General features: G+C 68.9%; 23 protein-coding genes. 7 read left to right on the top strand and 16 right to left on the bottom strand.

What is annotated here, in order from left to right:
• Nucleotides 1-211: 211 nt before the first annotated feature.
• Nucleotides 212-3829 (top strand): efflux RND transporter permease subunit, encoded by a 3618-nt coding sequence (locus F6W70_RS17215; RefSeq protein WP_151487431.1) that lies wholly within the window; start codon nucleotides 212-214, stop codon nucleotides 3827-3829.
• Between the two features lie 144 nt (nucleotides 3830-3973).
• On the opposite strand, the gene F6W70_RS17210 is transcribed toward F6W70_RS17215, so the two are convergent.
• Nucleotides 3974-4714, bottom strand: coding sequence for an alpha/beta fold hydrolase (locus F6W70_RS17210; RefSeq protein ID WP_151487430.1), 741 nt, complete (start codon nucleotides 4712-4714; stop codon nucleotides 3974-3976).
• 70 nt (nucleotides 4715-4784) lie between these two features.
• On the opposite strand from F6W70_RS17210, the gene F6W70_RS17205 reads away from it, so the two are divergent.
• Nucleotides 4785-5483: a helix-turn-helix transcriptional regulator gene (locus F6W70_RS17205; RefSeq protein ID WP_151487429.1), complete on the top strand. Its 699-nt coding sequence runs from the start codon at nucleotides 4785-4787 to the stop codon at nucleotides 5481-5483.
• A 72-nt stretch (nucleotides 5484-5555) separates the two neighbouring features.
• On the opposite strand, the gene rplI is transcribed toward F6W70_RS17205, so the two are convergent.
• From rplI to rpsF, 4 genes are read right to left on the bottom strand one after another with little or no spacing between them, the layout of a single operon-like run.
• A complete protein-coding gene (gene rplI / locus F6W70_RS17200) occupies nucleotides 5556-6008 on the bottom strand; it encodes a 50S ribosomal protein L9 (protein ID WP_017829849.1) in 453 nt (150 codons plus the stop codon).
• Nucleotides 6009-6019: 11 nt separating this feature from the next.
• Nucleotides 6020-6274: a 30S ribosomal protein S18 gene (gene rpsR, locus F6W70_RS17195; RefSeq protein ID WP_017829850.1), complete on the bottom strand. Its 255-nt coding sequence runs from the start codon at nucleotides 6272-6274 to the stop codon at nucleotides 6020-6022.
• 56 nt (nucleotides 6275-6330) lie between these two features.
• Nucleotides 6331-6846, bottom strand: coding sequence for a single-stranded DNA-binding protein (locus F6W70_RS17190; RefSeq protein WP_021201451.1), 516 nt, complete (start codon nucleotides 6844-6846; stop codon nucleotides 6331-6333).
• Between the two features lie 5 nt (nucleotides 6847-6851).
• Complete coding sequence (gene rpsF, locus F6W70_RS17185) at nucleotides 6852-7220, bottom strand: 30S ribosomal protein S6 (RefSeq protein WP_151487428.1); 369 nt, start codon at nucleotides 7218-7220, stop codon at nucleotides 6852-6854.
• 238 nt (nucleotides 7221-7458) lie between these two features.
• Between rpsF and F6W70_RS17180 the strand changes: the two genes are divergently transcribed.
• Nucleotides 7459-9012 carry a cryptochrome/photolyase family protein gene (locus tag F6W70_RS17180; RefSeq protein ID WP_151487427.1) on the top strand — a complete coding sequence of 518 codons (1554 nt, stop codon included), beginning with the start codon at nucleotides 7459-7461 and terminating at the stop codon, nucleotides 9010-9012.
• The gene (locus tag F6W70_RS17175; RefSeq protein WP_151487426.1) at nucleotides 9005-10258 is read left to right on the top strand and encodes an NAD(P)/FAD-dependent oxidoreductase; all 1254 of its coding nucleotides are present in this window, start codon (nucleotides 9005-9007) and stop codon (nucleotides 10256-10258) included. Before F6W70_RS17180 ends, F6W70_RS17175 begins: the two co-directional genes overlap by 8 nt.
• A gap of 106 nt (nucleotides 10259-10364) precedes the next feature.
• Here the strand turns inward: F6W70_RS17175 and F6W70_RS17170 are convergent, their stop codons facing one another.
• The 5 genes from F6W70_RS17170 to F6W70_RS17150 are packed head-to-tail and all read right to left on the bottom strand — an operon-like array spanning nucleotide 10365 to nucleotide 15588.
• Nucleotides 10365-11204: an ABC transporter ATP-binding protein gene (locus F6W70_RS17170; RefSeq protein WP_055871395.1), complete on the bottom strand. Its 840-nt coding sequence runs from the start codon at nucleotides 11202-11204 to the stop codon at nucleotides 10365-10367.
• Entirely contained in the window at nucleotides 11197-12030 is an 834-nt protein-coding gene (locus F6W70_RS17165; RefSeq protein WP_151487425.1) for an ABC transporter ATP-binding protein, read from the bottom strand. Before F6W70_RS17165 ends, F6W70_RS17170 begins: the two co-directional genes overlap by 8 nt.
• Nucleotides 12027-12935 carry an ABC transporter permease gene (locus F6W70_RS17160; protein ID WP_055875340.1) on the bottom strand — a complete coding sequence of 303 codons (909 nt, stop codon included), beginning with the start codon at nucleotides 12933-12935 and terminating at the stop codon, nucleotides 12027-12029. The genes F6W70_RS17165 and F6W70_RS17160 overlap by 4 nt, the downstream gene beginning before the upstream one ends.
• A complete protein-coding gene (locus tag F6W70_RS17155) occupies nucleotides 12932-13993 on the bottom strand; it encodes an ABC transporter permease (RefSeq protein WP_055871404.1) in 1062 nt (353 codons plus the stop codon). Before F6W70_RS17155 ends, F6W70_RS17160 begins: the two co-directional genes overlap by 4 nt.
• Before the next feature lie 11 nt (nucleotides 13994-14004).
• Nucleotides 14005-15588 (bottom strand): ABC transporter substrate-binding protein, encoded by a 1584-nt coding sequence (locus tag F6W70_RS17150; RefSeq protein ID WP_055871407.1) that lies wholly within the window; start codon nucleotides 15586-15588, stop codon nucleotides 14005-14007.
• A 204-nt stretch (nucleotides 15589-15792) separates the two neighbouring features.
• On the opposite strand from F6W70_RS17150, the gene F6W70_RS17145 reads away from it, so the two are divergent.
• On the top strand, nucleotides 15793-16329 hold the full coding sequence (locus F6W70_RS17145) for an Lrp/AsnC family transcriptional regulator (RefSeq protein ID WP_055871410.1): 537 nt from the start codon (nucleotides 15793-15795) through the stop codon (nucleotides 16327-16329).
• 10 nt (nucleotides 16330-16339) lie between these two features.
• Here F6W70_RS17145 and F6W70_RS17140 read toward each other — a convergent pair whose 3' ends face one another.
• The 4 genes from F6W70_RS17140 to F6W70_RS17125 all read right to left on the bottom strand — a co-directional run bounded on the left by F6W70_RS17140 (nucleotide 16340) and on the right by F6W70_RS17125 (nucleotide 19068).
• On the bottom strand, nucleotides 16340-16696 hold the full coding sequence (locus tag F6W70_RS17140) for an avidin-fold protein (protein ID WP_229778785.1): 357 nt from the start codon (nucleotides 16694-16696) through the stop codon (nucleotides 16340-16342).
• Nucleotides 16697-16719: 23 nt separating this feature from the next.
• Nucleotides 16720-17310: a GNAT family N-acetyltransferase gene (locus tag F6W70_RS17135; RefSeq protein ID WP_151487424.1), complete on the bottom strand. Its 591-nt coding sequence runs from the start codon at nucleotides 17308-17310 to the stop codon at nucleotides 16720-16722.
• Nucleotides 17307-18320 (bottom strand): hypothetical protein, encoded by a 1014-nt coding sequence (locus F6W70_RS17130; protein ID WP_151487423.1) that lies wholly within the window; start codon nucleotides 18318-18320, stop codon nucleotides 17307-17309. The genes F6W70_RS17135 and F6W70_RS17130 overlap by 4 nt, the downstream gene beginning before the upstream one ends.
• Before the next feature lie 82 nt (nucleotides 18321-18402).
• Entirely contained in the window at nucleotides 18403-19068 is a 666-nt protein-coding gene (locus F6W70_RS17125) for a Pr6Pr family membrane protein (RefSeq protein WP_318278939.1), read from the bottom strand.
• Nucleotides 19069-19148: 80 nt separating this feature from the next.
• Here F6W70_RS17125 and F6W70_RS17120 point away from each other — a divergent pair, with 80 nt between their 5' ends.
• Nucleotides 19149-20117, top strand: a complete 969-nt coding sequence (locus F6W70_RS17120) for a hypothetical protein (RefSeq protein WP_151487422.1) — start codon at nucleotides 19149-19151, stop codon at nucleotides 20115-20117.
• 11 nt (nucleotides 20118-20128) lie between these two features.
• A complete protein-coding gene (locus tag F6W70_RS17115; RefSeq protein WP_170287952.1) occupies nucleotides 20129-21214 on the top strand; it encodes a hypothetical protein in 1086 nt (361 codons plus the stop codon).
• 245 nt (nucleotides 21215-21459) lie between these two features.
• Here F6W70_RS17115 and F6W70_RS17110 read toward each other — a convergent pair whose 3' ends face one another.
• Nucleotides 21460-22206: a 3-hydroxybutyrate dehydrogenase gene (locus F6W70_RS17110; protein ID WP_151487420.1), complete on the bottom strand. Its 747-nt coding sequence runs from the start codon at nucleotides 22204-22206 to the stop codon at nucleotides 21460-21462.
• A 19-nt stretch (nucleotides 22207-22225) separates the two neighbouring features.
• Complete coding sequence (locus F6W70_RS17105; RefSeq protein ID WP_031205827.1) at nucleotides 22226-23587, bottom strand: MFS transporter; 1362 nt, start codon at nucleotides 23585-23587, stop codon at nucleotides 22226-22228.
• Nucleotides 23588-23610: the final 23 nt, after the last annotated feature.

The raw sequence follows: 23610 nt of genomic DNA, 5'->3' as shown, positions 1-23610 counted from the left end.
ACCCTGCGGGAGGATGCCCCGGCGCGCGCGACCCGGCAGGCTCGAATCGTCGATCGTGTCGCCGGAGCTCAGTCGCCTCTCGTCGCGCTGAGCCGGACCCACAGGATTCGGCACGGGGCGACGTGGGTCGAGTGATCACAGGCGGCTTCCGCGTCGCGCGCGTGCCACTTCGCCCGCCGCTGCGACCCAGCCGAAAGCACCTCACCGCTCCATGTCGTTCCTCACACGCAGCAGTCTCAAGAACCGCCTGATCCTGTCGCTCGCGACACTGGCGATCGTCGCTCTCGGCCTGATCTCGATGGGCTCGCTCAAGCAGGAGCTGATGCCGTCGCTGCAGGCGCCCATGGCGTTCATCTCGGCGCAGTCGCAGGGTCTCGCGCCCGAAGAGATGGCGAGCAGCGTGACCGAGCCCGTCGAGCAGGCCGTCCGCGCCGTGCCCGGCGTGACGAGCGTCACGTCCACCACATCCAGCGGGGGTGCGCAGATCCTCGTCGAGTGGTCGTTCGGGGAGAACGACGAGGAGACCCTGCGCACGATCCGCAGTGCGACCGAGTCGTTGAAGCCGAGCTTCCCCTCGGGCACAGAGGTCCAGGTGGCGTCGGGCGGTGCCGGGGATCTGCCCGCGATGGTCCTCAGCGCGGGTACCAGCGGCGACCAGGAGACGTTCGGCGACGCTCTGCAGCAGACCGTCGTCCCGGCGCTCAAGGGCGTACCGGGTGTGCGCGGCGTCGAGCTCGCGGGCCAGGAGACGCAGCGCATCACGATCGATCTCCGCCCCGCGGATGTCACACGGCTGAAGGTCGAGCCCTCGACGCTCGGCCCGATCCTCGAGGCGCACGGCGCCGCGCTCCCGGCAGGGCAGGCGGATTCCGCCGAGGGGCCTCTGTCGATCACCGTGGGGTCGCGACTCGCCACTCTCGAAGACATCCAGGCCCTTCCTGTGCCCACGCCCGAGGGAGCCGTCACGGTCGCCGAATTCGCCGACGTCTCGATCGAGACGGTGCCGGCGCAGACCATCTCGCGGGTCAACGGCAACCCGTCGCTCACGCTCCAGATCATCCCGTCGCAGGGAGCCAACGTGGTCGACATCTCGCACGGCGTGAACGCCGAGCTCGACCGGCTCGCCCCGATCGTCAAGGCCGAGTTCGTGACGATCTTCGACCAGGCGCCCTACATCGAGCAGTCGATCCACGACCTCTCCGTCGAGGGCGGGCTGGGCCTGCTCTTCGCCGTGCTCGTGATCCTCGCGTTCCTGCGCTCGTGGCGCTCGACGGTCATCGCTGCCGTGTCGATCCCGCTGTCGCTGCTGATCACGCTCGTGGGCCTGTGGTGGAGCGGCAACACCCTCAACATCCTGACCCTCGGCGCGCTCACGATCGCCATCGGACGTGTCGTCGACGACTCCATCGTGGTGATCGAGAACATCTCGAGACGACGTGGCGACGGGCCGCTCACCATCGACGGCATCGTCGCCTCGGTACGTCAGGTCGCCGGTGCCATCACCGCCTCGACGCTCACGACCGTCGCGGTCTTCCTGCCCATCGCCTTCGTCTCCGGGATCGCCGGGCAGCTGTTCCGGCCGTTCGCGGTGACGGTCTCGATCGCGCTTCTCGCCTCTCTCGTCGTCTCGCTCACGATCGTGCCGGTGCTCGCCTCCTGGTTCCTCAACAGGGCTCCGAAGCACCGTGCCGCAGCTGCCGAAGCGGCTCAGCCAGTGTCCGAGGGATCGGCGGACGACGCACCGCTCGCCCACGAGAACGAGGTGCCGTCCGAGCTCGACGAGATCCACACGGCTCCCGACCGCCTGCAGCGCACGTTCATGCCGGCCCTGAACGCGACCCGTCGACACCCGGTCATCACCCTGGTCGCCTCGGCCCTGCTGCTCGTCGCGACGCTGGGTATGACGCCGTTCATCCAGACCGACTTCCTGGGCTCATCGGGTCAGGCGAGCCTGCAGGTCGTGCAGACGCCCCCGAAGGAGGCCACGGCCGACCTGGTCGCCGCCGCGGAGCCGGTCGAGAAGACGCTCGGGAAGATCGCGGAGATCGATGACATCACCACCTCGATCCCGGTCCCCACACCCGGCACCCCGACGTCGATCACCTACGACCTGCGGGTGAAGGACGGAGCCGACGTCGCCGCGGTCGAGTCGAAGGTGCAGAAGGCGCTGGACGGTCTTGCCGACAGCGGCACGATCGAGCTCGCTTCGCAGGATGCCTCCCTTGCGGGTGCCGGTGACGGCATCGCCCTGGCCATCCAGGGCAACGACCCGGCCGCGCTGCGGACCGCGAGCGATCTGCTGGAGACGCAGCTTGCCGACGCCGACGGGGTGCGCTCCGTGAAGAGCGAGCTCGCGGGCGAGCAGCCGGTGCTGCGCGTGAAGGTCGACGAGCCGCTGGCCGCGCGCCTCGGCTTCGACCGGGCCACGATCGCGAAGGCCGTGCAGGAGGCGCTCTCGGGCACCACCGTCGGCACCCTCATGTACGAGGGTCGGGAGCGCGACATCGTCGTGCGCACGCCGGGCTCGGCACGAACCGCCGACAAGCTCGGCGAGATCATGCTGCCCGTCACGGCCCAGCAGACGGCCGAGGCGCAGAAGGCCGCCGCCGACGCACTCGAGGCCAAAGCCAAGGCCAAGGCCGACGAGGCCAAGACAAAGGCCGAGAAAGAACTCGACTCGCAGATCAACACGGCCACGAAGCAGCGGGCCGAGCTCGCGGGTCAGATCGGTGCCCTGAACAAGCAGCTCGCGGAGCTGTCGGCGGCGCCGATCGTCCCCGCAGACCCGCTGAGTCCTGAGGACGAGGCGGTGCTCCAGGCGCAGGCGGAGCGCGCCGAGCAGCTCTCGGCACTGCAGAGCGCGATCGAAGGCGCGCAGTCCGGCATCAAGGCGGCGGACGAGCAGATCAAGGCCCTGCGTCAGAGCCGCACCGACGCCGCCGCCCAGCAGGTCGAGGCCGAAGCCGCCGAGGCGGAGCAGAAGGCGGCCACCGAGGTCACGGGCACCGCGATCCCTCTGGCCGCGATCGCCACGGTCGAGGAAGAGCTCACCGCTCCGACCATCACCCGCGCGGAAGGCGAGCGGCAGGTCACCCTGACGGTCACGCCGGAGAAGGGCGGTCTGTCGGCGGCCAGCCGGGCGATCGACGAAGCGATCGCCGAGACCGACCTGCCGGCGGGCGTCACGTTCGAGCAGGGCGGCGCGTCCGCCCAGCAGGACGAGGCGTTCAGTCAGCTCGGTCTGGCGATGCTGGGGGCCATCGTTCTCGTGCTGCTGGTGATGGTGGCGACGTTCCGCAACTTCCGCGGCCCGCTCGTGCTGCTCATCTCGATCCCGTTCGCGGCGACCGGTGCGATCCTCGGGCTCCTCCTCACCGGTACGCCGATGGGGCTTCCGGCGCTGATCGGACTGCTGATGCTCATCGGCATCGTCGTGACGAACGCCATCGTGCTGATGGACCTCGTGAACCGCCTCCGGGTGGCCGGGGCGAGCCTGGACGAGGCCGTGGAGCACGGAACGCGTCTGCGTCTGCGTCCGATCCTGATGACGGCGGCCGCGACCGTGTTCGCGCTGGTCCCGATGTCGCTCGGCCTGACCGGTGGTGGCGTGTTCATCTCGAAGCCGTTGGCGATCGTGGTGATCGGCGGACTGGTGTCATCGACGCTGCTCACCCTGGTGCTGGTGCCGGTCCTGTACACGCTCGTGGAGCGCAGCCGGGATCGCCGGATCGCCAAGCGTGCCGAGCGACGGGCCCGCCGTGAGGAACGCCGTGCCGCCTCTGCCGAGGAGACGATGGACGTCTTCGAGGTGGCGGCCGACAGGGAGTAACCCCTCGCGCGCCCCTGAGGTGCGGTGATCGCCGCACGGATGTCGGGAGGTTCCCGCGGATCCCGTACGGATCTGCCGGATCCTCCCGACTTCCGTGCATTCTCCCGACATCCGTGCGGGCTTGAGGCCCGCACGGCGCAGGGTTCAGTCGCTGGAGGAGGCGACCGCCTGGATCAGCTCCGCGAGGTCGCCGGGACGACTCCACATCGGCCAGTGCCCCGTCGGCAGGTCGACGACGTCGAGGTGGTCGAGCTCCGCGACTTCGGCGAACATGGGATGACCCGCCTGCGCCAGTTCCCGCACCTGCGTGCCCGAGATCGAGCAGCACACGAGCGTGGTCGGGATCCTGCGACGCGCATCGTCCACGAGCTCGACGGGCTGCCGCAGCGCGGGGCCGGGCTGCGGCACTGCCCGCTCGCGAAAGCGCTCGAGCACCTCCGTGCTCAGTCCCTCCAGGCTCGCCTGCTGCCCCAGCACCTCGAACGGCGGCAGGGGAAGCTCGTCCACCTGCTCCGGGAGATCGGGCGCGAACACGCTCCCCGTCGCCACCGGGCCGGAGTCGACCCACACCACCCGGGCGAACAGCTCCGGGTGCCGATCGAGCACGAGGCTGACGGGCGCGTTCGCGCCGCTGTGCGCGACGATGATCGCGGGATGCTGCTCTGAGACACCGAGCCGGGCGAGCTCCCCCAGGATCCCGGCGGCTTGATCATCGAGCGTCTTCGTCGCACGCTCGGGATCGTTCGCGTCGAGACCCGGCAGCGTCATCGCGACCGCACGAGGGCCCGCGGCGTTCAGGTGTTCGAGGACCTCATCCCACGCCCACGCACCCAACCAGTGGCCGGCGATGAAGAGGATGGTCGGGCTGCTCGTCGTCTGTGTCATACCCCCAGCTTGTTCCGCACTGCGGGCAGGTGTGTGTCACTATTTATGTCATGAATTTCCAGGCAGAATCGTGAAGCGCGCAGAGCGCCTGCATGCCCTGTCCGAGATGCTGCGACGCAGCGGATCGCGGGGCTGCTCGGCCGAGCGTCTGGCGCGGGAGTTCGACGTCTCCGTGCGCACCGTCAAGCGCGACCTGGCGGCGTTGGAGCGCAGCGGCGCACCGCTGTGGTCGCGCCCGGGTCCCGGAGGCGGCTACGGCCTGGCCGTGGGAGCATCGCTGCCGCCGGTGAGCCTGTCTCCCGCGCAGGCCGTGGCGCTCATGGCTGCCGTGTCCGCAGCGCCCGACGCCCCCTACGCCGACCTGGCCGCGGCGGGTGTGCGGAAGATCCTGGATGTCCTCGACCCTCACACGCGCGCCCGAGCCGACGCGCTCGCCCCCCGCGTGTGGATCGATGCACCCCCCACTTCCTCCCGCGCGATCCGGTCGGCGCTGGAGGAGGCGATGTCGGACCAGCGGGTGGTCCGCCTCCGGTACACGGCCAGAGACGGGAACACGACAACGCGTGATGTCGAGCCCGTGCTGTTCGCCTCCACGAACGGCCAGTGGTACCTGGTCGGGTGGTGCCGTCTGCGTGACGCCATGCGGTGGTTCGCCGTGTCGCGCGTCGAGAGGGCCAGCGTCACGAAGGCGGCCTGCAGCGGTCACACCGTCGATGAGGTCGGAGAGCCGCCGGCCGGTGCACGGCCGGTGCACGGTCGAGACGGGTGAGGCGCACGAGTGACCGGGCCGGGGAATGCAGAACGCCCCTGTCCCGGAGGACAGGGGCGTTCTCGACGTGCCTTACTTGGCGGCGACGACCTGCAGCGTGATCACTGCGGTGACGTCGTCGTGCAGACGCACGGTCGCCTCGTGCTCACCGGTCACCTTGATGGGCGACGTGATGTGCACCTTGCGCTTGTCGATCGAGCCCAGGCCGGCGGCTGCGACAGCATCCGCGACGTGGTCCGTCTTGACGGAGCCGAAGAGACGACCCTCCTTGCCGGCCTTGACCGTGAGGCGCACCTTGGTGCCCTCGAGAGCGTTCTTCAGCGCGACAGCGTCGTCACGATCGTGGATCGCGCGTGCCTGACGCGCGGCCTGGATCGATGCGACCTGCTTTTCGCCACCGCGGGTCCACGCCGTAGCGAAGCCCTGCGGGATGAGGAAGTTACGGGCGTACCCGTTCTTGACCTCGACAACGTCACCGGCACTACCCAGCCCGGCGACCTCGTTCGTGAGAATCAGCTTTGCCATCTCGATACCCCTTACCGGCCGGCGCCAGCGTAGGGCAGGAGCGCCATTTCGCGCGCGTTCTTGATCGCCGTGGCGATCAGACGCTGCTCCTGCACCGAGACACCGGTGATACGACGGGCACGGATCTTGCCGCGCTCCGAGACGAACTTGCGAAGGGTGGCGACATCCTTGTAATCGATGACACCGACCCGGATGGACTTCGCGGGAGCGGTGGGCTTGCCACCCTTCCGCGGCTTGCGGCGGTCGCCGCTCGACTTTCCAGCCATTGTTTTTCCTTAGTGATGAGCGGATGCCGGCCGTGAAGGCCGGATCCAGAAGTTGTTCAGAACGGGGTGTCGTCGCCGAAGCTGCCGGGAGTGCTCCAGGCATCCGCGCTGGTCGACGAACCGGGCGTGGACCACGGCTCCTCCGACACCTGCTGCTGCGCGGGACGGGACTGTCCACCGCCACCGGCACCGCCGGCACCGCCGGTCGAGGCCGCACGGGTGACCTGCGCGGTCGCGTACCGGAGCGAGGGGCCGATCTCGTCGACCTCCAGCTCGATCGCGGTGCGCTGGTTGCCCTCGCGGTCCTGGTAGGAGCGCTGACGCAGACGGCCCTGCGCGATGACGCGCATGCCCTTCGTCAGCGAACCCGCCACGTGCTCGGCGAACTCGCGCCAGACGGATGCGCGGAGGAACAGCGCGTCGCCGTCCTTCCACTCATTCGCGGCACGGTCGAAGTTCCGAGGCGTCGATGCGATGGTGAAGTTCGCCACCGGCAGCCCGTTCTGCGTGTAGCGCAGCTCGGGGTCGGCCGTGAGGTTTCCCACCACGGTGATGACGGTTTCGCCGGCCATGGGACTTAGGCCTTCGCAGCCTTGGCGGCCTTGCGAGCAGCCTTCTCTTCGGAGCGCTTAGCCTCCGAAGCGACCATCGCCTGAGCCTCTTCCGAGCGGAGGACCTTGGTACGCATGATCTGCTCGTTCAGCTTCAGCTGACGGTCGAGCTCCTGCGTGGCCTCGCTGGTAGCGGTGAAGTTGACGACGGCGTAGATGCCCTCGGTCTTCTTCTGGATCTCGTAAGCCAGACGGCGCTTGCCCCAGATGTCGACCTTGTCAATCGAGCCACCACCGTTGGTGATGACCTTCAGGAACTTGTCGAGCGTCGGGGCGACCGTGCGCTCGTCGATCTCGGGGGTCAGAATGACCATGAGTTCGTACTGGTGCGTCACTTACCCACCTCCTTCGGACTAGAACGGCTCTCGGGACTTTCCCGGGAGCAGGAGGGTGTGTGCACGTGCCGATCTCTGGAATCCCGAATGGACGCCGCGAGACAGACAACCTTGACAGTCTAGCGGAAGAGCAGTGAGGCCGCGAACGGAACCCCGGGACGCGATGCGCGTCAACACATGGGGGTGGGCCGCGCTTCCCCGATCGGCCCCTCATGCGTGACGGTCGTACGCTGGTGCCATGCAGCCCGTCCGCAATCTGGTGGTCGTGCTCGGCGACCAACTCGACCTCGAGGCGAGCGGATTCGACGGGTTCGATCCGCTCCTCGATGCGGTGTGGATGGCTGAGGTCGCCGAGGAATCCACACACGTCTGGAGCAGCAAGCAGCGCACCGCCCTTTTCCTGTCCGCCATGCGCCACAGTGCGGCCGAGATGCGCGCCGCCGGGCGTGTGGTCCACTACACCGCGCTCGACGACCCGGAAGGTCGTGGCACGCTCGCCGATCAGCTGACCGTCGATGTCGTGCGGCTGGAACCGGCGTCCCTCGTGATGACGGCGCCCGGCGACTGGCGGGTGCTGGAGTCGCTGCGACGGGTGGCCGCGCAGGCCGATATCCCTCTGGAGATCCGCGAAGACCGCCACTTCTTCTGCACGGTGCGCGAGTTCGCGGCGCATGTGGGTGAGCGCAGCACGCTCCGCATGGAGTACTTCTATCGCGAACAGCGCCGACGCTTCGGGATCCTCATGACACCGGAGGGGAAGCCCGAGGGCGGCGCGTGGAACTACGACGCCGAGAATCGAAAAGCCTTCCCTGCGCAGGGACCGGGGATGGTGCCACCGAGAGCCGTGTTCGCCCCGGACGAGATCACCCGCGACGTCCTCACGCTCGTCGCGGCACGCTTCGCCGATCATCCCGGTCGCCTCGACACGTTCGCATGGCCGGTCAGCCGCGCGCAGGCTCTCGAATCCCTGACGCTCTTCATCGACGAACGCCTGCCGTGGTTCGGTGACGCACAGGACGCCATGTGGCCGGGGGAACCTTGGTTGTGGCACGCCCACCTGTCCGCCGCCATGAACCTGAAGCTCCTGCATCCGCGCGAAGTGGTCGCCGCAGCCGAGGCCGCTTACCGCGCCGGACACGCCCCCCTGGCATCGACGGAGGGGTTCATCCGTCAGATCCTCGGATGGCGCGAGTACGTGCGCGGAATCTACTGGACCCAGATGCCGGAGTATGCGCGTCACAATGCGCTCGACGCACACGAACCGCTGCCGGAGTGGTACTGGACGGGTGACACCTCGATGGCGTGCCTGGCCGACGCGATCGGCACCACACTGGACAACGGCTACGCCCACCACATCCAACGACTGATGGTGACCGGTCTCTACGCCCTGCTCCTCGGTGTCGAGCCGACCGACCTGCACGCCTGGTACCTGGCCGTCTATGTCGACGCGGTCGAGTGGGTGGAGCTGCCCAACACCATGGGAATGAGCCAGTTCGCCGATGGCGGGCTGATGGGGAGCAAGCCCTACGCCGCTTCCGGTGCCTACATCTCGAGAATGAGTCCGCACTGTCGCGCGTGCCCGTTCGATCCCCAGAAGCGGATCGGAGCGGATGCCTGCCCGATCACCACGCTGTACTGGGATTTCCTGATGCGCAACGAGACGACACTCGCCGCGAATCCGCGGATGGCCCTGCAGGTGCGCAATGCACGTCTGCTCGACGAAGAGGAACGGGCCGCGATCAGCGGACGCGCGGCGGCGATCCGCAGAGGAGAGGTCGGAGCGAATGCCTGACGTGATCGTGATCGGGGCAGGGCTGGCAGGACTCCGCTGCGGCGGGATTCTCGCGTCACGGGGACTCGAGGTCGTGGTGCTCGAGGCTTCGGATGCCGTCGGAGGCCGCCAGCGCACCGACATCGTCGACGGGTTCCGGCTGGATCGTGGCTTCCAGGTGCTGAATCCGGCCTACCCGGCACTGCGCCGCAGCATCGATCTGGATGCCCTCGCTCTGCGCAGCTTCCCGGTCGGCGTGCGGGTACGCACCGCTCACGGCACGGCTGAGCTACGGCATCCACTGCGGCATCCACTCTCGATCATCCCCACGCTGCGCAGCGGATTGGTGAACGGAGCAGATGCCGTCGCGCTCGCGCGCTGGGCGGCGCCGGCTCTGGTGCGTCCGCTCTCCCGTCTCGCGCAGGACGATGTCACGGTACGTGAGGGGTGGGATGCCGCGGGTCTGCGCGGCCCTCTCCGCACCGCCGTGCTCGAGCCGTTCCTCGCCGGGGTGCTGGCAGAGGACCGCGGCGTGACATCGAACGCCTTCGCGCGGCTGCTGGTGCGGTACTTCGCGCTCGGGCGCCCCGGCCTGCCGGCTCAGGGGATCGCTGCGGTGCCGGAGCAGCTTGCCGCACAGGCACGGAGAGCCGGAGCCGAACTCCGTCTCGGCTCCCCCGTCGCACACGTGCGCTCACGCGGTGAGGGCGTGCAGGTGGAGGTGGCCGGCGGCGACTCCCTCCACGCGGCCCGGGTCGTCGTCGCGGTCGGGCCGGAGGCGGTCGAAGAACTCACCGGACTCTCCACGCCGGCGACGAACGGCCTGCAGACCTGGTGGTTCGCCGCCACCGAAGCGCCGACCTCCTCCGCACTGCTCACCGTCGACGGCCGGCGCCGAGGTCCGATCGTGAACACGGTGGTGATGACGAACACGGTCCCGTCGTATGCCCCGGCCGGACGCCATCTCATCGCCGCGACATGTCTGCTTCCGCACGGCGGCGATCCCTCCACCGAGAGCGAGGTGCGCCGCCATCTGAGCGGGATCTGGGGCACCGACGTGAGCGCGTGGGAGCTGCTTCGTCGCGATGACATCGCCGACGCACTCCCGACCCAACCGGCGCCCCTGGAGCCGGCCCGCTCGCCGCGCTTCGCCGCGCGGATGTACATCGCCGGCGATCACCGTGACACCGCATCGATCCAGGGAGCCCTGGCGTCGGGAGAACGCGCGGCCCGAGCGGTGCTGGTCGACGCGGGGCTTCGAGAGTGATCGACTCTCTCCGGGTCCGGTGAACGTCGCTGCGCGCAGCGACGCGGTGTTGAGGCTCGTGCGCTGACGAATCGTCCCGGTCGGGGCGGATCGGTTGCGAGCGACCTCAGTTCAGGACCGGCGGCACTTCCGACCAGACGATCCGCTCCTCCGTCGTCGGCGCGACCGGGATGCGCCCGGATCCGTCCGGCTCAGGGATCGCGGCCAGGAGCGCCTGCGTGTAGGGATGCCCGGGTGCCGCCCAGAGCTGATCCGTCGGACCCGACTCGAGCACGCGCCCGCCGAACATCACGAACGTGCGGTCGGCGATGCGCCGCACCACGGCCAGGTCGTGGGAGATGAACAGCATTCCCGCACCCGACTCCGCCACGAGGTCGCGCATGAGTCCGGCGACACTCGTCTGGGTCGATGCGTCGAGCGCCGAGATCGGTTCATCGGCGACGAGGAGCGACGGCCGCGCGGCCAGGGCCCTGGCGATCGCGATGCGCTGCTTCTGCCCGCCCGAGAACTGGTGCGGGAAGCGCGTGCTCACGTTCGTCGGCAATCCGACGCGTTCGAGCCATTCGTCCACGGTCGATCCCTCGGCGCCGCGCGCACGGGCGGTGGCGATGCCATCCGCGATCTGGTCGCCGACGCGGCGCCGCGGGTTGAGCGACGTCGCCGGGTCCTGGAACACCATCTGGATGCCGGTGAGGGCGATCGAGCGACGGCGGATGCCGAGCGGCGACACCGGGGCGTCACGGAAGAGCACGGTCCCCGCGGCGATCTTCTCGATGCCGACCACGGCACGGGCGAGGCTCGACTTGCCGCTGCCGGACTCACCGACCAGCGCGACGGTCTCCCCCGCGGCGACGCTGATCGACACTCCGTTCACGGCGATCACCGGCGGGTTGCCCGGGTAGCGCACGACCACGTCGCGCGCGTCGAGGACTGCGACCTCACTCATCTGCGGCCTGCCCTTCCGGTGCCTCGTCGATGCGCGAACCCGGGAGGGCCGCGAGCAGCATGCGCGTGTATTCGTGCTGAGGATCGCGGAACAGCGTCTCGCGGTCGGCGAGTTCCACGATGCGGCCGTCCTTCATGACCGCCACACGGTCGGCGATCGCACTCATGACACCGAGGTCGTGGGTCACGAGGAGCACGGCGAGGTTGCGTTCGATCGCGAGGTCGCGCAGCAGCTTCAGGATGCCCGCCTGCACCGTGACGTCGAGAGCGGTGGTGGGCTCATCCGCCAGCAGCACCTCGGGGTCGCAGGCCAGAGCGCACGCGATCGCGATGCGCTGACGCTGCCCGCCCGAGAACTGGTGCGGGTAGCGCCCCAGGGCCGCGGCCGGGTTCGGCACCTGCACGGTCTCGAGCAGCTCGACAGCCCGCGCTCGGGCGGCGGCGCCCTTGAGACCGAGGTGCACCCGCATGTGGTCGGTGAGCTGGCGGCCGACGGGCAGCTGCGGGTGCAGCGAGGCCGACGGATCCTGGAACACCATCGCGATCCGCTTGCCGCGCACCCTGTTGAGCGCGCGCCGGTTGAGTCCCAGGAGCTCTTCGCCGCCGAGCAGGATCGATCCCCCGGTACGGGCCTGACGCGGCAGCAGTCCCAGAACGGCGAGCGAGGTGAGGGTCTTGCCGGACCCGGATTCTCCGGCCAGACCGTGGATGCGACCCGCCTCGAGTTCGAGGGAGACACCCTTGACGAGCGGACGCCCGATGTCGACCGTCAGATCGCGGATGCTGAGCGTCGCGTCCTGCTGCGCGACAGCGCTGTGGGCACTCATGCGGCCACCCCCGCCGACGCCTTGTGCTCCGCAGCCTTCTCGTGCGTGATCTCGGCCGTCGGGTCGAGCACGTCGCGCATCGCATCTCCGAGGAAGTTGAACGCCAGCACCACGGTCAGGATCGCGAGACCCGGGAAGACCCCGAGCCACCAGGCGTCGAAGTTCTGCATCGCACCCGAGATCATCGACCCCCACTCGGCCGTCGGCGGTTGCGCACCGAGACCGAGGAAGGAGAGTCCGGAGAGCAGGAGGATCGCCGCGCCGATGTCGAGCGTCGCCAGCACCAGGACGGGGCCGGCGATGTTCGGGAGGATGTCGACGAACAGCGTGCGTGCCGGCGAGTGCCCGAGCAGTCGTCCCGCGATCACGTAGTTCTGGCCGCGGAGCCCCAGCACGATGCTGCGCGTGACACGGGAGTACTGCGGCCACGACACCACGATCGCCGCGATCACCGCGTTGAACAGCGACGGGCCGAGCGAAGCCGTGACCACCATCGCGAGGATCACGGTCGGGAAGGCCATGAACAGGTCGGTGATGCGCATGAGCGTCTCGTCGACCCAGCCGCCGAAGTACCCGGCGAGCGCTCCGATGAGCGTGCCGATGATCATGGCCGCGATCACGAGCATGAGGGCGAGCGGCAGGCTCACGGTGGCGCCGGTCATCAGGCGGGAGAAGATGTCGCGTCCGTTGCCGTCGGTCCCGAGGAGCGTGTCGATCCCCGGAGGCTGCAGGCGCGGCAGCACCTGCGCGTTCGGCGGGTACGGGACCCACCACTGGGCGGTGAAGGCCACGATGATCCAGGCTCCGGCGATGACGGTGCCGATGATCCCCAGCGGCGTGCGCCAGGCGCGGGGCCAGCGGAAGCGGAAGCGCCCGGCCGGGGAGGCGGCGGCGATGCGGCTCATGCGATCCTCACTCTCGGGTCGAGCACGCCGTACAGCAGGTCGACGATGAAGTTGATGAGGAGGTAGATGACGCCGACCACGAGACCGACGCCCATGATGCCCGGCAGGTCGAGGTTCGCGGCGGAGTTGTAGGCGTAGGTGCCCAGGCCCGGCCAGGCGAACACCGACTCGACAAGCACCGTGCCCGACAGCAGAGCGCCGAACGCGACACCCACCACCGTGAGGATCGGCAGCGACGCTCCCCGCAGCACGTAGTCGAGGATCACCCGCATGGCCGGGAGCCCCTTGGCTCTGGCGGCGCGCACGTAATCGCTCCCGAGGACCTCGAGCACCGAGGTGCGGATGAAACGGGTGAGCAGACCGATGGTCACGAGCGAGAGCACCATGACGGGAAGCGCGAGGTGCGCGAGGGCGTCGAAGAAGCCGACGGCGTCGCCGCCCAGGAGGTAGTCGACCGTGTAGAGCCCCGTCACGCGCGGCGGCGGCGTGATCGACGGGGAGATGCGGCCGGATCCCGGTGCGATGCGCAGCTCGAGGAAGAAGACGTAGAAGCTGACGAGTGCCAGCCAGAAGGTCGGCACGCTGAGCCCGACCAGCGTCACGACGCGGATGACCTGGTCGGTGACGAGTCCGCGGCGGTAGGCGGCGAGCGTACCGAGCACGATGCTGACCGCGAGGCTGACGATGATCGCCCCGATCGCGATCTCGATGGTCGCCGGCACCGCGGTGGCGAGGTCGCTGGTGACCGGGCGTCCGGTCACCAGCGACGTGCCGAGGTCCCCGCGCAGCAGGTTCCCCATATAGATGAAGTACTGCACGAACAGTGGCTGGTCGAGACCGTGCTCCTTGATGAACGCGTCACGCGTCGCGGGGTTCTGCGACGCACCCTCACCGAGCGCGGCCGAGACCGGGTCTCCCGGCACCAGGTTGGTGAGCGCGAACGTGACGATCGTCACGCCCACCAACAGGAGCAGGGAGGTGCCGGCCCGCCGCAGCAGGTATCCGAGCAGAGGCGATCGGCGCCGCTGCGCCTGCCTCTGCACCGCCACTGTCGTCATGAGATGTCCGTTCAGCCGGCCGGCGTGATCTCGGCGATGTCCATCTCCCAGACGGAGTTGTACACCGCACCCTTCACGCTGTCCGCGGAGGAGATGTTGCGACCGGGGACGATCAGCGGCACGAACGGGCCCTCGGCCTGCATCGCCTCGGCGAATTCGGTGAAGGCGGCCGTGCGCTGGTCGGGGTCGGTCGCGGCGGCGGCACCGGCGGCGATACCGGCGATCTCCGGGTTGGCCTCGGCTGCCCAGCCGGCGCGGAGGCCGACCTTCAGACCGGGGGCGAAGGGCAGGAAGTTCGCGGAGTCGGCGTAGTCCGGGCCCCAGAACCACAGGCCGAAGCCCTCGGTGCCGTTGACGTAGGCGTCGAGCTCGGTCGCGAAGGGCGCGGGGGCGAGGTCGACCGTGATGCCGGCGTCTTCGAGCTGTGCCTGCACGCGCTCGGCGAGCGGGGTGAACTCCACGCCGCCGACCGGGTAGTCGTTCGGGAACTGCAGCTTGAGGGTCTGGCCCGTGTAGCCGGCCTCGGCGAGCGCGGCCTTCGCCTTGTCGAGGTCCTGCTCCACGCCGCCGTCGAGGGCGCCCTCGAATCCGGGCGGGATCACGCCGGTCGCCTGCACGGAACCGGCACCGGCCAGCTCCAGCAGTGCGTCGTAGTCGAGGGCGTAGCGGATCGCCTCGGCGATCTTGACGTTCGCCAGGTCACCGGCGACGGCCTCGGACTGGTTGAGCAGCAGGAAGATGGTCTGGCCGGAGGGGACGGAGTCGACCGTGATGCCGTCGCCGAGGCCGGCGACCTGGTCGCCGTTCAGGTCCATCGCGACCATGGAGTCGCCGCCCTTGAGGTTGGCGAGCTGGGTGGCGCTCTCCGAGACGTTGCGCACGACCACGCGCTTGTAGTCGGATGCCTCGTCGCCGTTGTACTCGTCGTTCTTGGTCAGCACGACCTGCGAGCTGAGGTCGAGCGTGTCGAGCACGAAGGGGCCGGAGCCCGCGGAGGCGCCGTCGAGGAACTTCTGCGCCGAGTCGGTGCCGTCGGTCGCGCCGCCGTTCTCGATGACGACGTCGGAGTTGACGATGCCGAGCGCCGGGTTCGCGAGGATCGCGGGCAGCTGCAGCAGCGGGGTCTCGGACGTGAACTCGATCGTCTTGTCGTCGACCTCGGTGATGGTGAGCCCGCCGAGCAGGAAGTTGGGCTTGGCGTCTTCCATGCCCTGGATGCGCTGCAGCGAGAACACGACGTCCTTCGCCTCGATCGGCGAGCCGTCGGAGAAGACGCGGTCGCCGTCGAGCGTGAAGGTGAACTCGGTCGCCTCGTCGTTCTGCTCCCACGATGCGAGGCCGGGGACGGGGGTGGAGACGTCGGAGCCCTCGAAGTCGACGAGGGTCTCGTACAGGGCCTTCGCGATCATGTTGCCGGTCGGGTCGTAGGTGTGCCCCGGGTCGGTGGTCTCGATCGAGAACGCGGTGTCGATGACGAGGGAGTCGGATCCGGACTGCCCGCCGCCGGTCGCCGAGTTCCCTCCAGAGCAACCTGCGAGCGCGAGGAGCGCTGTGGCTCCGAGCGCGATGACCGGCGTGATACGGCGTGACGACATGAGGGCCTCCAGAGGCGAGGAGTACATTCGGGTGAGTCGCCACCGATGTGGACGACCGTGGATCAGATTCGCATCATATGCGACGATGTGTCCAGCAAGAGTGGGTCACCTCGACACGCTCTGTCCAGAACCTCGGATGTGAGGAACAATATGTCCAGCAAGAATGCGGAAGATTCGAAGCATTCTGGACGAAGTGCCGCCCCATTGGACGAGACGGCGTACAGAATCCTCGAAGTCCTGCGTGATAACGGTCGTGTCTCGATCGCGGCTCTCGCCGACAAGGTGGGGATCTCACGCGCGAACGCCTACACGCGCGTCGAGTCGCTCGTGCACGACGGCGTCATCACGGGCTTCAGCGCCCGCGTGGATCAGGCGAAGGCGGGGCTCTCCATCGGCGCCCTCGTCTTCGTCACCGTGATGCCGCAGGCCTGGGCGTCGTTCCGGGAGCGGGTGCTGGAGATGCCCGATGTGGAGTGGTGCGCGATCACCACAGGCGAGCACGACGCGATGCTGCTGATCCGCGCCGTCGATGTCAGCGGCGTGCACGAGTTCTCCACCGGAGTGATCGCTCAGCTTCCCGAGGTGCGCACGGTGGTCAGCGTGGTGGTGCTCGACGAGGTGATCCGCCGCCCCTACCTGCTGCCGGGGGACCTGCCGGAACGAAGCAGCGTCACCGCACCGCTCGGGATGACACGGTGGACGCCGGCCTCGCCCGGTCGCGACGCGCTGCCGCCGCGCTGAGGCGCAGGCCTCAGGCGGTGATCTCCTCGCACACGCTCAGCTGCGGGAGTCCGTGCATCTCGTAGTGCTCGACCAGGCGGATGCCGCCCTCGTCGGTCAGCTCCAGCTCGCTCTCGCCGTCGCCGGTCACGACCGTGCCGTCAGCCTTGAGCACGTGCACGAAAGACACCCAGATCGTGTCACCCGTGCGGGTGCCGACGAACTTGCCGAAGGTGACCGTGTCACCCTCGTACCCGCCCCAGATCGCGCCGTCGCGCTCGAAGTACTCGAAGATGCTCGGGGATTCCGGGTCGACCGCAGAGGTCGTGGACGACACCATGCGGAATCGGCGGCCGTCGAGGGAGGGAAGGGTTGCAGTCGCAGTCACATCCTCGATTATGGGGGATCCCGTCACGAGCCGTCCGCGCCGTCGCGCCCCCGCCATTCGTCTTCGAGGAGGGCGTAGACGAGCAACGTCGTCCATTCGCCCTTGAACCATTCGCTCTCCACCAGACGGGCCTCGCGGCGGAAGCCGAGCCTTTCCACGACCCCGGCCGATGCCGTGTTGCGCTCGTCGATGCGCGCCACGATGCGGTGCAGGCCCACGCCGTCGAAGCCCAGCGCGAGGAGCGCGTCGACCGCCTCGGTCGCATAGCCACGGCCGCCGGCGCGCGGGTCGAAGATGTACCCGACCTCGCCGGATCGGTCGCTCTCGCTGCGCCAGAACAGCACCACGTCGCCGAGGAGTGCGCCGGATGAACGCTCCTCGACGGCGAGGGAGACCGCGTCGCCCTCCTTCGCGAAGCGCGTGTTCGACCAGGTGGTGGCGATGCGCTGTTCGACCTCCGCGAGCTCCAGTGGCGCGTAGGGCACGTACCGTACGGCATCAGGGTCGGACTTGTAGACGTGCATCGGTGCGGCATCGGCGGGCGCGATCGGGCGTAGGAGCAGGCGCTCCGTGCGGATCGGGTACTCGGGGTCGTGCCCCGACTCCCCCGTCACTCGAGGTCCAGGGAGAGCAGGCCGGGCAGATGCGCCGTACGGGCGCGCACAGCCAGGAGGAGATCGCCGTAGTCGGGCGTGATGCCGACGCGGGAGGAGGCGAGCAGGTGCGTCGTGGTCTTGCCGGCAGCACGGTCGAAGCGGAGTCGCTTGACCGGGTACGCGGGCGGGGTCAACCAGATGCGAGCCAGCTGCGCGTAGGGCGTGTCGACACCGTCGATGCGGATGCCCTGGGAGTCGACCGACACCTGAGCGGGGATCGATCGCACCAGGCGCCGACGCTGCACGGCGCCGATCCCGAAGCCGATGGCGGCGACCGCGGCGAACGGCGCGAGCAGAATGAGTGCCGAGAGCTCGCTGTCGACGAAACCGGGCACCGCCACGAGCAGCCCGACGCCGATCGCGATGACGAGGAACACGACGGCGGCGACCGTGATCCGCGTGGCCAGGCGCCGCTCCCCCGTGGCGTCGATCGTGAACTGCGTCGGCAGCTGGGCTCCGGCGCGCGCGGCGGCGACAGGGTCGTCGAACACCGGCAGCGCGATCGGGTTCAGCGTCGCCATGAGCTCGTTGAACAGGGGTCGCGAGTACCCGGGCAGCTCGATCGTGATCTCGCGGTCGCCGGTGTGCACGATCAGGGCGCGCGTGGTGCCGCTCGGGAGTCCGTTCGTGCGGTGCTCGGTGATCTTCGAGCGGAAGGCAGTCGTGGCGCGCGGGAACGTCTCGCGGTTGCCGGCCTTGCCGATCTCGACCGCATCGGGGCGTATGACGATCCGGATGTTACGGAACCAGAAGAAGCCGGCGAACACCGCCACGGTCAGCGCGATCGCGACGACGAGCACCAACACGCCGCGGGTCGAGATGTTCATGGTGCGCGGCAGGAACTTCGGGAGCACGAAGAGCGTCACCGCCGACAGCACCGCGGAGAGCACGATCGCGCCGACGGCCGAGCGGAGCGGGTTCCTGCGGAAGACCCGCTCGCCGGACACGGCTTCGGCCTGATTCAGCATTCGAACTCTCCCCCATGACAGTCGGCTCGCGTGACGCGGTTCCCACCGTAGTGCCCGCCCGGGAGCACCAAGGAAAATCGGCTCAGTCGAGGGGGGATGCGTTCTCCCTCAACGACACGCCGCGGAATCGGCTGGCCGTCCAGACCAGGACGCCGGCGAGCAGCACGGCGACGAGCAGCCCGAGCACGTGGAGCATCAGCGAACCGAGCCCGCGTTCGGGGAGCAGGAAGCCGTAGGGCACCCAGCCGTCGGTGACTCCGCGCCACAGGACCACGACCAGCCAGATCAGGGGGTAGGGCACGAGCATCCAGAGGCGGGACCACGGCAGCCGGGGGCGATCGCCGACGAGCAGCCAGTCGAGCGCCACGAGCAGGGGGAAGACGACGTGCAGCAGCACGCTCACCCAGGGCGGCGCCGAGCCCGTGCCGGGGACGAGCACGTTGTAGATCACGCCGACCACGAGCAAGTAGGCGGTCACGATGCCGCGCAGCAACGCGAACCACGAGGGAACCGATCGGCCGGTGGCCCCGAGTGCACCGCTGCCGATCAGGACGAGCGCCGCGATGAGACTGGTCTGGTTCGTGAAGTACCCGAAGTAGTCGAACGGGCTCGCGTCCCCCACGGCGATGCGCAGAGCGTAGGCGTAGAGGAGGACGACGATGACCGAGGCGCCGACCACGATGCGGGCGATTCCCCACGCGCGGCGGGTCTGCGGCGCGACGGTCTCGGTCTCGATCTCGGTCTCCACGACGTCAGCCTAGGGCGGCTCTGTGCGCACCCGGTGTCCGCCGACCGCACGAACAGCGCAGTGCCCGGTAGCGTGGTCGCATGGAGTGGACGCCCGATCCCTCGGCGGGGGCATGGCTGCGTGAGCGGCTCGACGCCGGCAACGAGACCATGCATGAGGTGGTGCCCCGCGGCTTTCCCGCGTATGCGCGCATCTTCCATCCGGCCATCGTTCGCTCATCGCCGGATCGGGCGATTCCGACGGCGGACGAGTGGGTGCGGATGCCCGAGTCCGCGCAGCACGCGCTCATGGCCCGATTCGTCGACGAGCCGGTGTCGTGGGCGCAGACGGCGGCGGCGTTCGGCACCGTCCTCCACCCGCTCGCGCAGTGGAACCGGCTCGTGCGCACCCCGTCCGACGGCGACTGGCGCACGCGGATCGCCCCCGACGGTCGCGAGTTCACCGCGCCGATGGAGGGCGAGCTGGAACCTGCCCACCTGGCGAACATCGTCACCCACCTCGTCGAGCACACGCATACGCCGGACGCCGGTTTCGCCGCGCTCTGGGAGGGGCGAGGCGATCTGCTGGGCTTTGTCGGCATCACCCCATCGCGCTCGTTCCCGACATTCTCGGACGATCCGAACCATCAGGCGATGCTCGACCGCAGCGCGCGCGATCCGTTCAACAACGTCTTCCGCAAGCCCACCTGGCAGGAGGGCATCCTCTCGAAGGAGATCTCGGAGGGGCCGAGGTTCGAGCTGCCAGGACGGGGACACGTGCTGTTCTCCGCTGCCCCGCGTGCGTTCGCCGATCCGGAGTGGGTGCTGCACGTCCCTTGGCGCGATCTCCCCGCCGAGGAGCGCGGATTCCCGCCGGCGGCACAGAGCCCGAGCCTCCTCTGGCCGGAGGATCACGCCTGGGTGCTGGTGAGCGAGGTCGACTTCGACTCCACGATCGTGGCCGGCTCGCCCGCACTGATCGAGGCGCTGTGCGCGGACGAGCACCTGGAAGCCCTCCCGCTCCCGGAGGGCGCCGACCTCACGTGGGACGCCGATGCGGTGAACAGGTGACGTCCCCGCGGATGACCTTCGACGCCCGACCCCTCACCGATCCGGTCGACGCGAGCGCGGTGCGCGCCTTCGCCGCGGAGCTCCGTTCCCGGCCGACGGGTGGCATCGGGGCATCCACGATCATCGGCATCGTGGCGGTCGCGATCGTCGCCGTGGTGATGCTGCCTGTCCTCATCAGCGTGGTCCTGAGCCTGGCATCCTTCGGCGGCTCCCCCGCGTCCGCAGCGATCCCCCTCGTGCTGATCGCGCTTCTGCTGGCCGCCGCGGGCGTCATGATCTGGCTGGGCGTGCGCAATGCCCAGACGACGCGGTTCCGCCTGCATCGGTTCGCGCAGACGAACGGCATGACCTACGAGCCCAAGGTCGTCGACCCGCCGCTGCCCGGCATGATCTTCCACCTCGGGCGCGGACGGCAGTCCACCGATCTGATCCGCGGTACCAGGCCACGCTTCGTCGAATTCGGCAACTACCAGTACACGGTGCAGTCGGGAAAGAACTCCACGACCTACCGCTGGGGCTACGTGGCCGTGAAGCTCGATGCACCGCTGCCGAACATCGTCCTCGACGCCAAGGGCAACAACGGGTTCGGCTCGAACCTGCCGGCATCGTTCCAGCGAAGCCAGCGGCTGTCGCTCGAGGGCGACTTCGACCAGCACTTCACGCTCTACTGCCCCGAGGGATACGAACGCGACGCGCTCTATCTCTTCACGCCCGACATCATGGCGCGGTTCATCGACAACGCCGCCGAGCTCGACGTGGAGATCGTCGACGACTGGCTCTTCCTCTACACGCAGCGGAAGGTGTCGACCCTCGATCCCGACACCTGGGCGTGGCTGTTCGGTACCGTCGGCGCCCTGCTGACGAAGTTCGAGCAGTGGGCGCGGTGGCGCGATGAGCGGCTCTTCGCCGAGACGAGAGCGGGGGCATCGGCCCCGACGTCAAGTCCGTCGCTGCCGTTCGCGCCGCCTGCAGGCCTGCTCACCCCGCCGCCCGGAGTCGCCCCTCAAGGGCGGCGACTCAAACGCGGCGGCACATGGATACCCATCGTCATCGCGCTCATGATCGCCGGGTTCTGGATCGTGAGCAGATTCAACTGAGCCGATGCGACCGCGCGGAGTGGCGGAGGGGCCGAGTGTGGGGGTGGGTGCCGGCTGGGGACCGAACTCCCACCCCATCCCCCCTCGGGATCGAAAAGAGATCCACTCTCCCTCCGCATGACGGCTGAGCCGCCCCGCCCACGGTCAGCTGGGGACTGACACTGCTGGGCGTATGGCGAAATGGTATACCGGACGAGGTTGCAACCCGTTGCATCCATTCGCACGAATGCGCTTCTGCCGACCGGTCAGCGCGCCGACCATCCGCCGTCGATCGTGTAGCTCGCCCCTGTCACCATCCCCGCAGTGTCGCCTGCGAGCCACAGCGCCAGGGAGGCGACCTCGCTCGGCTCGACGAGCCGCTTGATGGCCGACTCGGTCAGCATCACGTTCGCGAGGACCTCCTCCTCGGGGATGCCGTGCACCCGGGCCTGATCGGCGATCTGCTTCTCGACGAGCGGCGTGCGCACGTACCCGGGATCGATGCAGTTGCTCGTCACCCCGCGCGGTCCACCCTCCAGCGCCGTCACCTTCGACAGCCCCTCCAGACCGTGCTTCGCCGCGACGTACGCCGACTTGTAGGCCGAGGCGCGCAGGCCGTGCACGCTCGAGATGTTGATCACCCGCCCGAAGCCCCGGTCGTACATTCCCGGGAGTGCGGCGCGGATGAGCAGGAACGGCGCTTCGAGCATGAGGCGCAGGATGAACGAGAACCGCTCCGGTGCGAAGTCCTCGATCGGACTCACGTGCTGCACTCCGGCGTTGTTGACGAGGATGTCGACGTCGATGCGGGCATCGGCGAGCGCACCGAGGTCGGATAGGTCGACGCACCACGCCTGCCCGCCGATCTCCGTGGCGAGAGCCTCCGCGGCCTCACGGTCGACATCGGCAACCGTGACCCGGGCGCCCGCCGAAGCGAATTCCCGGGCACACGCGGCGCCGATCCCGCTCGCACCACCCGTGACGAGCGCCGTGCGTCCTCGCAGATCGGTCATGTCGTGCTCCTTCGGTGTGTCAGGCCGCGGCCGTGCGGGCGGCATCGGCGTCGTCGATCGCCTGCAGCGAGATGCCCTTCGTCTCGCGCAGCGAGACCACGGCGACGGCCGTCACGACGCAGGCGATGACGATGTAGATCGCGATCGGCAGCCAGGAGCCGAAGTCGCGCAGCCACTGGATCGCGAGGATCGGCGCGAGCGACCCGGCGAGGATGGCCGTGACCTGGGAGCCGAGCGAGACTCCCGAGTAGCGCATGCGGGTGGGGAAGAGCTCTGCCATCACCGCCGGCTGCGGGGCGTACATGAACGCGTGGAAGCAGAGCCCGATGGTGACGGCCAGCACGATCAGCACCGGGTTGAGGGTGTCGAACATCGGGAACGCGAAGAACGCCCACGTCGCACTGAGGATGGCCCCGGTGAGGTAGACGGGCTTGCGCCCCCACCGATCCGCGAGTCGCCCCAGCTGCGGGATGATCGCGAAGTGCACGACGTGCGCGATGAGCAGAGCGAGCAGCAGCTGACTGGTGTCGTACTCGTGCACGGTCTTCAGGTACACGATCGTGAAGCTGACCACGATGTAGTAGACGATGTTCTCGGCGAAGCGGATGCCCATGGCCTGCAGGATGCCCTTCGGGTACCGGCGCAGCACCTCGACGACGCCGTACGACGTGGCCTTCTCGGCCTCGACCTGCGCCTTGGCCTCGAGGAAGATCGGCGCCTCCTCGACGTGGCGGCGGATGTAGAACCCGACCAGCACGATCACGGCCGACAGCCAGAAGGCGATGCGCCATCCCCATTCGAGGAAGGCGGCCGAGCTCATCACCCACGAGCTCACGAGCAGCACGAGGGTGGCGAGGAGGTTGCCTACCGGAACAGCGGCCTGAGGCCAGCTCGACCAGAAGGAGCGCGAACGGTCGGGGCTCTGCTCGGCGACCAGCAGCACCGCACCGCCCCACTCCCCACCCACGGCGAAGCCCTGGAGGAAGCGGAGCGCCACCAGCAGCGCGGGTGCCCAGTAGCCGATGCTCTGGAAGCCGGGGAGGCACCCCATCAGGAAGGTCGCCGCGCCGACGATGATGATCGTGGCCTGGAGGGTGGGCTTGCGGCCGAACCTGTCGCCGATCTGGCCGAAGACGATGCCACCGAGGGGCCGGGCGATGAAGCCGATCGCGTAGGTGACGAAGGCCGCGATGATGCCGTCGAGGGGCGAACCGGTCGCCGGGAAGAAGTAGGTGCCGAACACCAGGCTGGCCGCGGTGGCGTAGAGGAAGAACTCGTACCACTCCACGACCGTGCCGGCCATGGAGGCCGCGACGACCCGCTTGAGCTTCGAGGTCGGGACGGAGGGGGCGGTGGGGGCCGCGCTCACTGAGGATGTCATGTCTGTCTCCTTCGGATGTCGCC

It is taken from the genome of Microbacterium maritypicum, assembly GCF_008868125.1.
Classification (GTDB): domain Bacteria; phylum Actinomycetota; class Actinomycetes; order Actinomycetales; family Microbacteriaceae; genus Microbacterium; species Microbacterium maritypicum.
Note: the sequence above shows the minus strand (reverse complement) of the source record. Positions and strands in the feature narration are given on the sequence as shown.

What these genes read in the sequence shown, in the direction of transcription:
- F6W70_RS17215 (WP_151487431.1), top strand. Translation starts at nt 212, where the DNA reads ATGTCGTTCCTCACACGCAGCAGTCTCAAGAACCGCCTGATCCTGTCG.
- F6W70_RS17210 (WP_151487430.1), bottom strand. Translation starts at nt 4,714, where the DNA reads ATGACACAGACGACGAGCAGCCCGACCATCCTCTTCATCGCCGGCCAC.
- rplI (WP_017829849.1), bottom strand. Translation starts at nt 6,008, where the DNA reads ATGGCAAAGCTGATTCTCACGAACGAGGTCGCCGGGCTGGGTAGTGCC.
- rpsR (WP_017829850.1), bottom strand. Translation starts at nt 6,274, where the DNA reads ATGGCTGGAAAGTCGAGCGGCGACCGCCGCAAGCCGCGGAAGGGTGGC.
- F6W70_RS17190 (WP_021201451.1), bottom strand. Translation starts at nt 6,846, where the DNA reads ATGGCCGGCGAAACCGTCATCACCGTGGTGGGAAACCTCACGGCCGAC.
- F6W70_RS17180 (WP_151487427.1), top strand. Translation starts at nt 7,459, where the DNA reads ATGCAGCCCGTCCGCAATCTGGTGGTCGTGCTCGGCGACCAACTCGAC.
- F6W70_RS17175 (WP_151487426.1), top strand. Translation starts at nt 9,005, where the DNA reads ATGCCTGACGTGATCGTGATCGGGGCAGGGCTGGCAGGACTCCGCTGC.
- F6W70_RS17170 (WP_055871395.1), bottom strand. Translation starts at nt 11,204, where the DNA reads ATGAGTGAGGTCGCAGTCCTCGACGCGCGCGACGTGGTCGTGCGCTAC.
- F6W70_RS17165 (WP_151487425.1), bottom strand. Translation starts at nt 12,030, where the DNA reads ATGAGTGCCCACAGCGCTGTCGCGCAGCAGGACGCGACGCTCAGCATC.
- F6W70_RS17160 (WP_055875340.1), bottom strand. Translation starts at nt 12,935, where the DNA reads ATGAGCCGCATCGCCGCCGCCTCCCCGGCCGGGCGCTTCCGCTTCCGC.
- F6W70_RS17155 (WP_055871404.1), bottom strand. Translation starts at nt 13,993, where the DNA reads ATGACGACAGTGGCGGTGCAGAGGCAGGCGCAGCGGCGCCGATCGCCT.
- F6W70_RS17150 (WP_055871407.1), bottom strand. Translation starts at nt 15,588, where the DNA reads ATGTCGTCACGCCGTATCACGCCGGTCATCGCGCTCGGAGCCACAGCG.
- F6W70_RS17130 (WP_151487423.1), bottom strand. Translation starts at nt 18,320, where the DNA reads ATGCTGAATCAGGCCGAAGCCGTGTCCGGCGAGCGGGTCTTCCGCAGG.
- F6W70_RS17120 (WP_151487422.1), top strand. Translation starts at nt 19,149, where the DNA reads ATGGAGTGGACGCCCGATCCCTCGGCGGGGGCATGGCTGCGTGAGCGG.
- F6W70_RS17115 (WP_170287952.1), top strand. Translation starts at nt 20,129, where the DNA reads ATGACCTTCGACGCCCGACCCCTCACCGATCCGGTCGACGCGAGCGCG.
- F6W70_RS17110 (WP_151487420.1), bottom strand. Translation starts at nt 22,206, where the DNA reads ATGACCGATCTGCGAGGACGCACGGCGCTCGTCACGGGTGGTGCGAGC.
- F6W70_RS17105 (WP_031205827.1), bottom strand. Translation starts at nt 23,587, where the DNA reads ATGACATCCTCAGTGAGCGCGGCCCCCACCGCCCCCTCCGTCCCGACC.